We start from the raw sequence: 12,557 nt of genomic DNA on the forward strand, positions 1-12,557 counted from the left end.
GGCCTGGGGCCGGCGACGGCGGTACCGACGACGGGGCGGACGGCCGCCGTCGGGGGAGGACGGCCGTCCGGGTCACTTCGCGAGGAAGGCGAGCAGCGCGGTGTTGACCTCCTCGGCGTGGGTCCACAGCAGGCCGTGCGGCGCGCCCTCGATCTCCACGTACTCGGCGGACGGCAGCGCGCGGTGGAACGGCCGGGCGGTGTTCTCCACCGGCAGGATGCGGTCGCCGGTGCCGTGCAGGATCAGGGTGGGGACGTCGATGCGCGGGATGTCGGCGCGGAAGTCCGTGTACCAGGTGGTCGGGGCGGCCGAGGCGGCGAAGGAACCGCCGCTCGCCGCGACGTTCCAGCTGTTGCGGACGGCCTCCTCGCTGATCCGGCTGCCGAGGTTCTCGTCCAGGTTGTAGAAGTCCTGGTAGAAGGCGGTGTAGTAGGCGTACCGGTCGGCCTTCACGGCGGCGACGATGCCGTCGAAGAAGTCCTTCGTGGCGACGCCGTCCGGGTTGTCGTCGGTCTTGAGCAGGAACGGCTCCAGGGAGGCCAGGAAGGCGACCTTGGCGACGCGGGCCGAACCGTAGGTGGACACGTAGCGGGCGACCTCGCCGGTGCCCATCGAGAAGCCGACCAGCACGGCGTCGTGCAGGTCGAGGGTCTCCAGCACGGTGTTGAGGTCCGCGGCGAAGGTGTCGTAGTCGTAGCCGGTGGTCGGCTGCGAGGACTGACCGAAGCCGCGCCGGTCGTACGTGATGACCCGGTAGCCGGCGTCCAGCAGCTCGGCGCTCTGCCGCTCCCAGGAGTGTCCGCTCAGCGGGAATCCGTGGATCAGGACGACCGGCTGCCCGGTGCCGTGGTCCTCGTAGTAGAGGTCGATGGAGGTGGAGTTCTCCTGGCCAACGGTGATGAACGGCATGGTTCTTCCTATCTCTCGGACAGCGGGTGGCTGCGATGGGGCTCACGCTAGGGGCGGCCGTCGCCGGTTTGTTGCCTCGGAGAGCACCCGGTGTCGCCCGAGAGTGCTCCGGTTGCCCGGCGACTCACCCGGGCCCAACTCCCGTGCGGGTGCACGGAAGGAACGCAGGCGGTGCGCCGTCGGAACAGGCCGGGGGCCCGCGCGTTCCTAGCCTGGTCCCCGAACAGCCCGGCCATTCCCAGGAGCACCATGAACAGCCAGCCACACCTCCACCAACACGGCGCGGAGATCCAGGAGTTCGGCACCGTCACTCAGCTGCCGATCGCGCTCTCCCACGACGCCCGGCAGTACTCGTGCCAGCGGCTCAACCGCGTCCTCGCGGACACCCAGTTCCTGTACGCGCTGTACAAGAAGTGCCACTGGGGCATGCGCGGGCCGACCGCCTACCAGCTGCACCTGCTCTTCGACAAGCACGCCCAGGAGCAGCTGGAGCTGGTCGACGCGCTCGCCGAACGGGTGCAGACGCTCGGTGGCGTCGCCGTGGGCGACCCCCGGCACGCCGCGCTGATCACCGGGGTGCCGCGCCCGCCGGACGGCGCGGAGGACGTGCACTCGATGCTCTCGCGCCTGCTCGACGCCCACGAGACCATCCTCGCCGACGTCCGCGACGCCGCCACCCGCACGGCGGAGCTCGGCGACGACGGTACCCAGGACCTCCTGGTCTCCCAGATCATCCGCACCGGCGAGACCCAGGTCTGGTTCCTCGCCGAGCACCTGGTCGTCACCCCCGAGACCGGGGCGTGAGCGCGGGCCGGGACCGTTCGTCGGCGGGCCCGGCCCGCTCAGTGCCGGGTCCGTTCGTCGGCGGGCCCGGCACTTCTTCGTGCCGTCCACCGACTCCGGGGGCGCGGACTCCGCAGGCCGTGGACGAAACGCGATTCGGCTGTGCTCGTACCCGTCCTCGGGTACGAGCACAGCCGAATCGCGTCCCGCCGTCAGATCGATCCGGGCGGTCGGACGGGCCACCGACTACAGGGTCCGGCGCACACCCGCATGCTGTTCCAGCCGGTTCAGCTGATCGGCCAGTCCCGCGTGCATGGCGTCCCGCGCGGGACCGCTGCGTCCGATCCACAGGGCCTCCCTGCCTCGGAGCTCCTCCAGCATCAGGGCGTAGGCGGCGTACATCGCGACCGCCGCGAGGAGCATGCCGAGCACCCCGGCGGCGTGGCCCAGCCAGGCCGCGCCCGAGAGGCCGTAGACGCCGGCGACGAAGTAGCGCGGTACGGCGATCAGCAGGAGCAGCCACAGCACCTTCTTCGGCTTGGCCACCGATGCCATCAGCGCGGCGAAGACCGTGAACGCCAGGTTCAGCACACCGAGCACCTGCGCCCCGCCGTGGGCGTCCGCCGACGTGACCAGGCCGTTGGCCAGCCAGGCGCCGGCGAATCCGCCCATCAGCGTCGCCGCGATGACGTCACGGGCGCCGAACGCAAGGATGCTGACCAGTAGTTGGAGCACGAAGGCGGAGAAGACCGTGAGCGCCACGGCCTGCCGGTTCGCACCGTCGATCAGGCCGAGTTGCAGGCTACTGATCACAACGGAGGAGATGGCCACCGTGAAGAAGCCCAGGGGCATCGGCGAGGCGATGGGCCGCAGGGTGATCCGTGTCATCGCGTGCGGGTGCGGCTCGGCTCCGGTACCGGCCACCGGATCCGTGTCCGTGGGCGTCTCGATCCCGGCCACCGTCGGGTCCGGCTCGCCCAGCCGCTCGTCCTCTCTCGTTGCCGCCACCATCATTTCGCTCCTTGCTCTCGGTACTTCGTGTCCTCGGGACGACCGCCGACAGGACGGCCGTCCGCTTGCTCTGCGACTTGCTCTGCGACTTCTTCCTCAGCCGCGCCAGGCCTCCAGCAGGCGCAGCCAGACCTCGCTGATGGTCGGGTAGGCGGGTACCGCGTGCCAGAGCCGGCTGAGCGGTACCTCGGCGGTGACGGCGACGGTCGCCGAGTGGAGCAGCTCGGTGACCCCGGACCCGACGAAGGTCGCCCCCACCACGGTCTCCCGGTCCAGGTCGATCACGGCCCTGGCCTGCCCGCGGTATCCGTCGGCGTACAGCGCGGCCCCCGCCACGTCGCCGATCCGGTAGTCGACGGCCCGCACGCGCCGGCCGGTCGCGGCCGCCTCGGCGAGGGTGAGGCCGACCGAGGCGACCTCCGGGTCCGTGAAGACCACCTGGGGCACGGCCGCCCGGTCGGCGGTCGCGACGCTGCGCCCCCAGGGAGCGAGGTCGAGCTCACGGCCGGCCGCCCGGTCGGCGATCACCGCGCCGAAGACCCGGCCCTGGTACTTGCCCTGATGGGTCAGCAGCGCGCGGCGGTTGACGTCTCCGGCCGCGTAGAGCCAGCCGCCGTCCACGCCCAGGGCCAGCCCGGTGTCGTCCACCTCGATCCATCCGCCGGGCTCCAGCCCGACCGTCTCCAGGCCCAGATCGCCGGTCGCGGGCCGCCGTCCGGTGGCGAACAGCACCTCGTCGGACCGCAGTTCGCCGTGCTCGCCGAGGTCCAGGACGACCTCGCCGTCCCGGGCCAGGCCGGTCACCGACACCCCGAACCGCAGGTCGACCCCGGACTCCCGAAGCGCCTCGGCCACCAGCTGACCGGCGAAGGGCTCCAGTCGTGGCAGGAGGGCCTGTTCCCGGACCAGCAGGGTCACCCGGCTGCCCAGCGCGCTCCAGGCCGTGGCCATCTCCACGGCGACGACGCCGCCGCCGACGACGGCCAGCCGGCCGGGGGCCTCGGGCGCGCTGGTCGCCTCGCGACTGGTCCACACACCCGTGTGCTCGAGGCCCGGCAGGTCGGGCAGCGCTGCACCGGTGCCGGTACAGACGGCCACGGCGTGACGTGCGGTCAGGATGCGGCGGCCCCCGCCGGGGACGTCCACCACCACCCGTCGCTCGCCGTCCAGCCGGCCGTGCCCGCGGACCAGCGTGATCCCGGCGGACTCCAGCCAGGCCACCTGGCCGTCGTCCCGCCACAGCGAGGCGAAGTCGTCCCGGCGCCGCAGCACCGCGTCGGCGTCCAGCCCGCCCTTGACCGCCGCCCGGGCGCCGGGCAGCCGCTGCGCCTCCCGCAGTGCGGCCGGCGGCCGGAGCAGCGCCTTGCTCGGCATGCACGCCCAGTACGAGCACTCGCCGCCCACGAGCTCGCGTTCGACGATCGCCACGCTCAGCCCGCCGGCCCTCGCGCGATCGGCGAGGTTCTCCCCGGTCGGACCGGCACCCAGCACCACGAGGTCGAACTCGTCGGTTCCGCTCATCTCTTCGCCCGTTCCCTCACGCCATCTGATGGTCATGCACCGGCAGGCCTGCGTTGGGCAGGTCCGGCCCCTGAACGACGCTAGGCAGCCCGACCGGGTCGGCGTGTTCTCTGCGTGCCCAGCGCTGCCCCCAGGAGGCACGGAGTGTCGTCCGAGTGCCGTCCCACCCGGCGGCACCGTCGTTCGTCGCTAGGTTGGCCGTCGGCGGGAGCCGTGCGATGCCAGGGGGACAAATGTTGATTCTTAAACTATGCTCCCGGTGTCGCCATGATCCGGCCGTCAACGATCAGGTGCCGCCCATTCCCGAGGCGGTCGACCACACCCTGCAGGAGGAACGATGGAGCAGCTCGTCAGCGACAGCGCCGACAAGTCCCGGTTCGAGATCCACGACGGCGGCGAACTCGCCGGCTTCGCCGAGTACCACCGCTCCGGCGACGAGATCGCCTTCATCCACACCGAGATCGACCCGCGCTTCGAGGGTCGGGGACTGGGCGGCAAGCTGGCGCGTGCCGCGCTGGACGCGGCGCGCGAGCAGGGGCTCGCCGTGCTGCCCTACTGCCCCTTCATCCGCGGGTGGATCACCAAGCACCCCGAGTACGCCGATCTGGTCCCCGCCTCCCACCGTGCCCGGTTCGGCCTCTGAGCCGCCGCACGCCGGCGTGGCTGCTCCGGCGGGCGCACGCCGGCCCGGACCCGGCTCATTCCCGGGCCGGCACGGCGTGCGTCACGACCGGCTCGCTCGGCACGAACTTCCGGGCCGTGCGCTCGAATTCGCGGTCGATCCCGGTGTAGCGCACGTGGTGCTGAGCGCAGTGCTCCGCCCACGAGGTCACCGTGAAGACCTCGATGAACCGGTCCGGCTCGGCTGCGTCCCGGTACAGGCCCCAGCTGATGGCGCCGGTCCGACGCCGGGAGGCCTCGACGCCACCCATCGCGCGGACGAAGGCCGAGGCGTCCGCGCCGGCGACCCGGTAGGTGACGGTGACCAGGACCGGGCCGTCCTGCGGAGCCGGCTCGACGGTCAGCCGTGGCTCGGGCCAGGTGTCGGACAGTGACGGATCGACCCGGCCGTCCAGCAACGGAAGCCGGCGCAGGGAGACCACACCCAGTACGAGCAGCGCGGCCGAGGTGGTCAGAGCGGCGGTGAGTCCGGTGTACTGGGCCAGCTGCCCCCACACCAGCGCGCCCAGGGCGTTGCCGCCTTGGAAGACGAGCAGGTAGAAGGCGACCGCCCGCGCTCTGACCCAGTTGGGGAGTTCGAGCTGCAAGGCAGCGCTGAGGGTGGAGAGTCCCCAGATCCAGGCCGCGCCCGCCAGCGCGAGGACGAAGCCGGCCAGGACGGCGTCCGTGGAGACGGCGACGACGACGAGCGTGCCCGCCGTCAGCGTTCCGGCCAGCGCCAGCGTGCCGGTCGTCCTCAGGCGGGCGCCCAGCCATGGCAGCGCGCCCGCGCCCAGGACCGCCCCCAGCCCCACCGCGGCGAGCAGGGCGCCGTACCCCGAGGGGCCAAGCCCCAGACGCTGTACGGCGATGACCGGAAGCAGCGCCCACAGGGCGGCCGCCCCGGGCACGAACAACGCGCTGCGCAGCAGGATCCGCCGAACCCCCGGCGCGCTGCGCACGTAGCGCCCGCCGGCGCGCAGTGCCGCGAGTGCGTGCTCGCGCTCCTGGCCGCGGCCCGGCGTCGCGCCGACGGGGCGCCAGAACAGCAGGACCAGCACGATGCCGAGGAACGAGACCGCATTGAACGCGAAGGTCCAGCCGACGCCGGCGGCCGCGACCAGGGCACCACCGAGCGCGGGCCCGAGCGCACGGGCCACGTTCATGTTCACCGCCCCGAGTGCCGAGGCCTGCCGTAGCTGCTCGCGCGGCACCAGACTCGGCTGGAGCGCCTGCCAGGCCGGACCGTTCAGCGCGGTCAGACAGCCGAGCAAGAAGGTGAGGAGCAGCAGCGACCACGGTCCGAGGACGCCGAGCAGCGCGAGCGCGGCGAGCACGGCGGCGACCGCGGCCATGGCCGCCTGCATTCCGAGCAGTAGCCTGCGGCGGTCCACCAGATCCGCGAGGACGCCGGCCGGCAGGGCGAGGAGCAGCACGGGCAGACCGGCCGCGACCTGGACCAACGAGACCAGCGCGGCCCCGTGGCCGACCAGCAGCCACTGCGCCCCGACGGTCTGCATCCAGCCGCCCACGTTCGAGACGAACTGGGCCAGCCACAGCGCGCGGAACACCTTCTCCCGCAGCGGGGTCCAGGCGGACCCGCCGGAATCCGTGACGGTACTCGACTTCATCGACCTTCCCTGGGTGACGAATGGGCGCGGGCCCGGAGCAGGAGGGCGCTCCGGGCCCGCGCGATCGGGAGGTGTCCGCGGTCAGGCCCGGTGCAGGGCGAGCCGTGTGGCCAGGCCGCCGCCCACGCCGGCGACCACCGCCACCGGCAGCCACCACAACGGCCAGTGCGCCAGGCCGAGGGCGCCGTCCAGCGACCACTGGCCGGGGCCGGTGGCGGCCAGCACCGCACCGATGACGACCAGCACGAGGGGGTACTCGTACCCGTCGTGCTGCACCCACAGCCCGTGCGGCCACTTGACGGTGAGGGCGACGGTCATCACGCCCATCACACCCGCGCCGGCCAGCGGAGTGAGCAGGCCGAGCGCCAGCATCAGTCCGGCCCCGATCTGGGTGCCGCCGGCGGCGAGCGCGGTGAGCCTCCCGCCGCGGAAGCCGTCGCCGCGGAACTCGGCGGTACCACCCGCCAGTCCGCTGCCGCCCAGGCGGAAGCTGACCTTCTGGACGCCGTGGCCCGCGATCAGCAGGCCGGCGACCACCCGCAGCAGGAGAAGGCCCGTGTTCATGATGGACTCCGGTCGAGTTCGGTCGCGGCCCGTCAGCCGGCGGCGTGCGGGTTGACCATGGCCTGGGCGTAGACGACGCCCATGCCGTAGGCGCCGCCGTGCTCCTTGACCAGGTCCGTCACCGCGACATAGGTCTCGGTCCGGGCCCAGTCGCGCTGGAGCTCCAGCAGCACCTGGAGCCAGGTGACCGGCACCGCGCCGGCCGCGGTCATCCGCTGCAGGGCGTGCTCGTGCGCCCGCGGGCTCACACCGCCCGACGCGTCCGCGACCACGTACACCTCGTAGCCCTGCTCCAGGGCCGACAGCGCCGGCAGGACCAGGCAGACCTCGGTCCACAGGCCCGACAGGATGATCTTGCTGCGGCCGGTCGCCTTGACCGCCTCGACCAGCGCCTCGTCCTCCCAGGCGTTCATGCTGGTCCGGTCGACGATCCCGTGATCGGGGAAGACCGCCTTCAGCTGCGGGAGGATCGGCCCGGAGAAGGACTCCGCCGCCACGGTGGAGAGCACCACCGGGACGTCGAAGATCTTCGCGGCCTTCGCCAGGCCGACGGTCGAATTGATGATGGAGGTGCGGTCACCGCTGCCGGTACCGAAGAACATCTGCGGCTGGTGGTCGACGAACAGCATCATCGCGTTGTCCGGGGTGAGCAGATCGGGGCTCGGGGCGGCGTGGACCGTGGCGAAGTCGACCATGGTTCTTCTCCATTCGGGGAGTTGACGGGAACGTCGGCGCCTGGCAGGGCCATCAGGGCGCCACGTTCGACGACGCTAATGCGCGCCGGCCCGACGCGGCTGCTCGCTGCGCGCCCGGGACTGTTCCCAGACTGCACTGACAGCGCATTCCCAGGTCAGCCGCACGCGCCGTGCGCTGCGAGGCAACCGACGATGCGCTGCGAAAGCACTCCGGGCACCGCGGGCTGCCTAGGTTCGCCGGGGCGGCCCCACCGGGCCGCCCGGTCAGCGGAAAGGCGGCACCCCTTGCAGTTCGGGATATTCAGCGTCGGCGACGTGACGGTCGACCCCACTACGGGACGGGCGCCGTCCGAGCACGAGCGGATCAAGGCGATCCTGGCCATCGCGCTCAAGGCCGAGGAGGTCGGACTCGACGTCTTCGCCACCGGCGAGCACCACAACCCGCCGTTCGTGCCGTCCTCGCCCACCACCATGCTCGGCTGGATCGCCGCGCGGACCGAGCGGATCGTCCTCTCCACCGCGACCACCCTGATCACCACCAACGACCCGGTGAAGATCGCCGAGGACTACGCGATGCTGCAGCACGTCGCTGACGGCCGGGTCGACCTGATGCTCGGGCGCGGCAACACCGGCCCGGTCTACCCCTGGTTCGGCCAGGACATCCGCCAGGGCCTCCCGCTCGCGGTGGAGAACTACGCGCTGCTGCACCGGCTGTGGCGCGAGGACGTGGTGGACTGGGAGGGCCGCTTCCGCACCCCGCTGCAGTCCTTCACCGCCACCCCGCGCCCGCTGGACGGCATACCGCCCTTCGTCTGGCACGGCTCGATCCGCTCCCCGGAGATCGCCGAGCAGGCCGCCTACTACGGCGACGGCTTCTTCCACAACAACATCTTCTGGCCGCAGGAGCACACCCGGCGGATGGTGGAGCTCTACCGCACCCGCTTCGCCCACCACGGGCACGGGACGCCGGAGCAGGCGATCGTCGGGCTCGGCGGGCAGGTCTTCATGCGCCACAACTCCCAGGACGCGGTCCGCGAGTTCCGTCCGTACTTCGACAACGCACCGGTCTACGGCCACGGGCCCTCACTGGAGGAGTTCACGGAGCAGACGCCGCTGACCGTGGGCAGCCCCCAGCAGGTCATCGAACGCACCCTGGGTTTCCGCGAGGTGGTCGGGGACTACCAGCGCCAGCTGTTCCTGATGGACCACGCCGGGCTGCCGCTGAAGACCGTGCTGGAGCAGCTCGACATCCTCGGCGAGGAGGTGGTGCCCGTGCTCCGCAAGGAGTTCGCCGCCGGCCGGCCCGCGACCGTGCCCGACGCACCTACCCACGCCGCGCTCCGGGACCGCGTCCCCACCGCCTCCTGACCCCGACGGAGCCACATCATGGAAACGACCTCGCCGATCACCCTGGCCGTGGTCTCGGCCGGACTGAGCCAGCCCTCGTCCACCCGCCTGCTCGCCGACCGGCTCACCGACGCCACCACCGCGCACCTCACCCGGGCCGGCCGCGAAGTCCGGGTGCACCTGCACGAGTTGCGCCCGCTGGCCACCCTCATATCGCACCACCTGCTCTCCGGCTTCCCCGCGCCCGCGCTGGCCGGCGCGCTGGAGGAGGTGAGCACGGCCGACGCGCTGATCGCCGTGTCGCCGGTCTTCTCGGCCTCCTACAGCGGCCTGTTCAAGTCGTTCTTCGACCTGCTCGAACCCGGAGCGCTGGCGGGCAAGCCGGTGCTGATCGCCGCGACGGGCGGCACCGCGCGCCACTCCCTGGCACTCGAGCACGCGATGCGCCCGCTCTTCGCCTACCAGCGCGCGCTCGTCGCCCCGACCGCCGTCTTCGCGGCCTCCGAGGACTGGGGCGGGACCGGCGACGCGCTCACCGACACCCTGCCGGTGCGGGTCGAGCGAGCCGGGGGAGAACTCGCGGCGCTGGCCGTCGCGGCCGTGGCGGCTCCGCGGCCCGCCGACAGCCCCGCGCTGCCGTTCATCCCACCCGCTGCGCTCAGCCCCCACTGACCCGGCGCGCACCTCGACCGCGCACGCCGACCCATCAGCTGCCGTCGCCCGAAAGGAACTCCGTTGTCCAGCATGCCCGTCGCCGGCATCCGCCCCGGCATCCCGGACCAGCCCGCCGATCTGGTCATCCGCAACGCCAAGGTGCACACCAACGACCCGGGCCGTCCCCAGGCGACCGCCGTGGCCGTCCGGGACGGACTGATCCAGGCGGTCGGTGACGACGCGGACATCGTCCCGCTGGTCGGCCCGGGCACCCGGGTGGTCGACGCGCTCGGCCGCCGGGCCGTCCCGGGACTCAACGACGCGCACCTGCACGTCATCCGCGGCGGTCTCAACTACGTGCTGGAGCTGCGCTGGGACGGCGTGCCGACGCTGCGTCAGGCTCTCGCCATGCTCCGGGTCCAGGCGGAGCGCACCCCGCCCGGCCAGTGGGTGCGGGTGGTCGGCGGCTGGTCCGCCGACCAGTTCGCCGAGCGGCGGCTGCCCACCCTGGACGAACTCAACGCCGCGGCACCCGACACCCCCGTCTTCGTGCTGCACCTCTACCAGTCGGCGCTGCTCAACCGGGCCGCACTCCGCGCCGCCGGCTTCACCCGGGACACCCCGGACCCGGTCGGCGGCCAGATCGTGCGCGGCCACGACGGCGAGCCGACCGGCCTGCTGATCGCCGCGCCGGGCGCGTTGCTGCTCTACTCCACGCTGGCCAAGGCGCCGGCGCTGGACGAGGCCGACCGGGCCGGCTCCACCCGGCACTTCCTGCGCGAGCTGAACCGCTTCGGCCTCACCTCGGCGATCGACGCCGCCGGCGGCTTCCAGAGCTTCCCGGAGAACTACGGCACCGTCATGGACCTGGCTCGGCAAGGGCAGTTGACGCTGCGGATCGCCTACCACCTCTTCCCGCAGACCGCGGGGCAGGAACTGGACGACCTCACCCGCTGGGTCAACACCGTGCGCCCAGGGGAGGGCGACGCGTGGCTGCGCCTCAACGGAGCGGGGGAGAACCTCACCTGGGCCGCGGCCGACTTCGAGAACTTCACCGAGCCCAGGCCGCACCTGGGCGCGTACGAGACGGAGTTCGAGAAGGCCGTCCGCCTGCTGATGGAAAACGGCTGGGGCTTCCGGCTGCACGCCACCTACGACGAGACCATCCGCCGCGACCTCGCGGTCTTCGAGAAGCTCGCGGCCGAGGGCCTCTTCCCGCACGGCAACCGCTGGCTCTTCGACCACGCGGAGACGGTGAGCCCGGACAGCCTCGACCGGATCGCGGCCCTGGGCGGAGCCGTCTCCGTGCAGAACCGCCTGTCCTTCCAGGGCGAGGCGTTCGTCGCCCGCTACGGCGCCCCGGCCGCCGCCGAGGCGCCGCCGCTGCGCGCGATGCTGGACCGCGGTCTCACCGTCGCGGCGGGCACCGACGCCACCCGGGTCTCCTCCTACAACCCCTGGGTCGCCCTGCACTGGCTGGTCTCCGGCCGCGCGGTCAGCGGGCGGCGGCTCGCGGCCGACCACAACCGGCTCAGCCGCGAACAGGCCCTGGAGCTCTACACCCTGGGCGGCGCCCGGCTCACCGGCGAGGAGGATGTCAAGGGCCGTCTGACCGTGGGCAGTTACGCGGACCTCGCGATCCTCAGTGCGGACTACTTCACCGTGCCCGAGCCGGACATCCCGCACATCGAGTCCGTGCTCACCGTGGTCGGCGGCCGGATCGTCCACGGCGCCCAGGAGCACCAGGGGCTGGCCCCGGACCTGCCCGCGGTGGCGCCGTCGTGGAGCCCGGTCACGCGGTTCGGCGGCTACCACGCCACCCCCGCGCCCGGCCTCGCCGGCGTCCACCAGGCCGAGCGGGTGGCGGAGGCCGTGGCGGCCTCCGAGGAGCAGCGCGCCTGGCGCGAAGCCCGCGGTCTCGCCCTCCCGGGTCAGGGCGCGGGGCCGCTGGACCCGTGCTTCTTCTGACGATGCGTCAATTCGGAGAGGAGGCGTCATGACCGCGCCCGCAGGCGATCCCCGCACCGCCCCGCCACAGCTCCCCGGAGCACAGGTCCACGACCGTCATCCGCTGGCGCTGGCCCTGTTCGCCCTCACTGCGGTGAGCGGCCTGATCGACGCGGTGAGCTACCTCGGCCTCGGCCACGTCTTCACGGCGAACATGACCGGCAACGTCGTCGTCATCGCCTTCGCCCTGGCCGGAGCCCCCGGGTTCTCCGTCGCGGGCTCGCTGACCTCCCTCGCCGCCTTCCTCGCCGGCGCGGTCCTGGCCGGCCGCCTCGCGGGGCGGCACACCACCACGCGGCGCGGCCGATGGCTGCGCGCGGCCCTGGTCCTGGAGGTCTCGCTGCACGGTGCGGCCGCCGTCGTCGCCTTCGCCTGGAGTGCGGACGGATCCGTGCGGTACGCCGTGATCGCCCTGGTGGCGGTGGCGATGGGCGTCCGCAACGGCACCGTGCGCGGTCTCGGTGTGCCGGACCTCACCACCACGGTGCTCACCCTCACCCTGACCGGCCTGGCGGCCGACTCCCGCCTGGCCGGTGGTGCCGCGCCGCGCCAGCGGCGCAGGATCCTCGCGGTCGCCACCATGCTGGCCGGCGCCGTGCCGGGCGCGGTCCTGGTGCTGCACGGTCAGATCGCCTGGGCCCTGGTGGCCAGCGCGGTGCTGGCCGGCGCCACGGTGCTGCTCTACCGGGAGTGATCCACCCGGCATGCGCCGATCCGCGGAGCATTCCGCGCCCCTGACCCCCGCACCAGCCCGTTCCGCGTCCCCTCCGGAGAC

General features: G+C 72.8%; 12 protein-coding genes. 6 read left to right on the plus strand and 6 right to left on the minus strand.

Annotation, left to right across the window (positions count from 1 at the left end; all coding sequences use genetic code 11):
* Window positions 1–72: 72 nt before the first annotated feature.
* Window positions 73–909 (minus strand): alpha/beta fold hydrolase, encoded by an 837-nt coding sequence (locus ACFVWU_RS06170; RefSeq protein WP_387616294.1) that lies wholly within the window; start codon window positions 907–909, stop codon window positions 73–75.
* 249 nt (window positions 910–1,158) lie between these two features.
* Here ACFVWU_RS06170 and ACFVWU_RS06175 point away from each other — a divergent pair, with 249 nt between their 5' ends.
* The gene (locus ACFVWU_RS06175) at window positions 1,159–1,713 is read left to right on the plus strand and encodes a Dps family protein (protein ID WP_387616296.1); all 555 of its coding nucleotides are present in this window, start codon (window positions 1,159–1,161) and stop codon (window positions 1,711–1,713) included.
* 225 nt (window positions 1,714–1,938) lie between these two features.
* Here ACFVWU_RS06175 and ACFVWU_RS06180 read toward each other — a convergent pair whose 3' ends face one another.
* Together ACFVWU_RS06180 and ACFVWU_RS06185 are read right to left on the minus strand one after the other, a co-directional pair.
* Entirely contained in the window at window positions 1,939–2,700 is a 762-nt protein-coding gene (locus ACFVWU_RS06180; protein WP_387616298.1) for a GPR1/FUN34/YaaH family transporter, read from the minus strand.
* Window positions 2,701–2,799: 99 nt separating this feature from the next.
* Window positions 2,800–4,224 carry a dihydrolipoyl dehydrogenase family protein gene (locus tag ACFVWU_RS06185; RefSeq protein ID WP_387616300.1) on the minus strand — a complete coding sequence of 475 codons (1,425 nt, stop codon included), beginning with the start codon at window positions 4,222–4,224 and terminating at the stop codon, window positions 2,800–2,802.
* Window positions 4,225–4,561: 337 nt separating this feature from the next.
* Here ACFVWU_RS06185 and ACFVWU_RS06190 point away from each other — a divergent pair, with 337 nt between their 5' ends.
* Window positions 4,562–4,867, plus strand: coding sequence for a GNAT family N-acetyltransferase (locus ACFVWU_RS06190; RefSeq protein ID WP_387616302.1), 306 nt, complete (start codon window positions 4,562–4,564; stop codon window positions 4,865–4,867).
* Between the two features lie 55 nt (window positions 4,868–4,922).
* On the opposite strand, the gene ACFVWU_RS06195 is transcribed toward ACFVWU_RS06190, so the two are convergent.
* The 3 genes from ACFVWU_RS06195 to ACFVWU_RS06205 all read right to left on the minus strand — a co-directional run bounded on the left by ACFVWU_RS06195 (window position 4,923) and on the right by ACFVWU_RS06205 (window position 7,774).
* Window positions 4,923–6,515, minus strand: coding sequence for an MFS transporter (locus ACFVWU_RS06195; protein WP_387616304.1), 1,593 nt, complete (start codon window positions 6,513–6,515; stop codon window positions 4,923–4,925).
* Window positions 6,516–6,596: 81 nt separating this feature from the next.
* Complete coding sequence (locus ACFVWU_RS06200) at window positions 6,597–7,079, minus strand: DoxX family protein (protein WP_387616306.1); 483 nt, start codon at window positions 7,077–7,079, stop codon at window positions 6,597–6,599.
* 32 nt (window positions 7,080–7,111) lie between these two features.
* Window positions 7,112–7,774, minus strand: coding sequence for a hydrolase (locus tag ACFVWU_RS06205; RefSeq protein WP_380609984.1), 663 nt, complete (start codon window positions 7,772–7,774; stop codon window positions 7,112–7,114).
* Between the two features lie 285 nt (window positions 7,775–8,059).
* Between ACFVWU_RS06205 and ACFVWU_RS06210 the strand changes: the two genes are divergently transcribed.
* The 4 genes from ACFVWU_RS06210 (at window position 8,060) to ACFVWU_RS06225 (ending at window position 12,476) form a co-directional block, all read left to right on the plus strand.
* A complete protein-coding gene (locus ACFVWU_RS06210) occupies window positions 8,060–9,142 on the plus strand; it encodes an LLM class flavin-dependent oxidoreductase (RefSeq protein ID WP_387616308.1) in 1,083 nt (360 codons plus the stop codon).
* A gap of 18 nt (window positions 9,143–9,160) precedes the next feature.
* Window positions 9,161–9,793: an FMN reductase gene (locus ACFVWU_RS06215; protein WP_387616310.1), complete on the plus strand. Its 633-nt coding sequence runs from the start codon at window positions 9,161–9,163 to the stop codon at window positions 9,791–9,793.
* Window positions 9,794–9,865: 72 nt separating this feature from the next.
* A complete protein-coding gene (locus ACFVWU_RS06220; protein ID WP_387616496.1) occupies window positions 9,866–11,743 on the plus strand; it encodes an amidohydrolase in 1,878 nt (625 codons plus the stop codon).
* Between the two features lie 28 nt (window positions 11,744–11,771).
* Entirely contained in the window at window positions 11,772–12,476 is a 705-nt protein-coding gene (locus ACFVWU_RS06225) for a YoaK family protein (RefSeq protein WP_387616312.1), read from the plus strand.
* Window positions 12,477–12,557: the final 81 nt, after the last annotated feature.

The sequence above is a fragment of the Kitasatospora sp. NPDC058190 genome, assembly GCF_042883685.1.
GTDB lineage: Bacteria > Actinomycetota > Actinomycetes > Streptomycetales > Streptomycetaceae > Kitasatospora.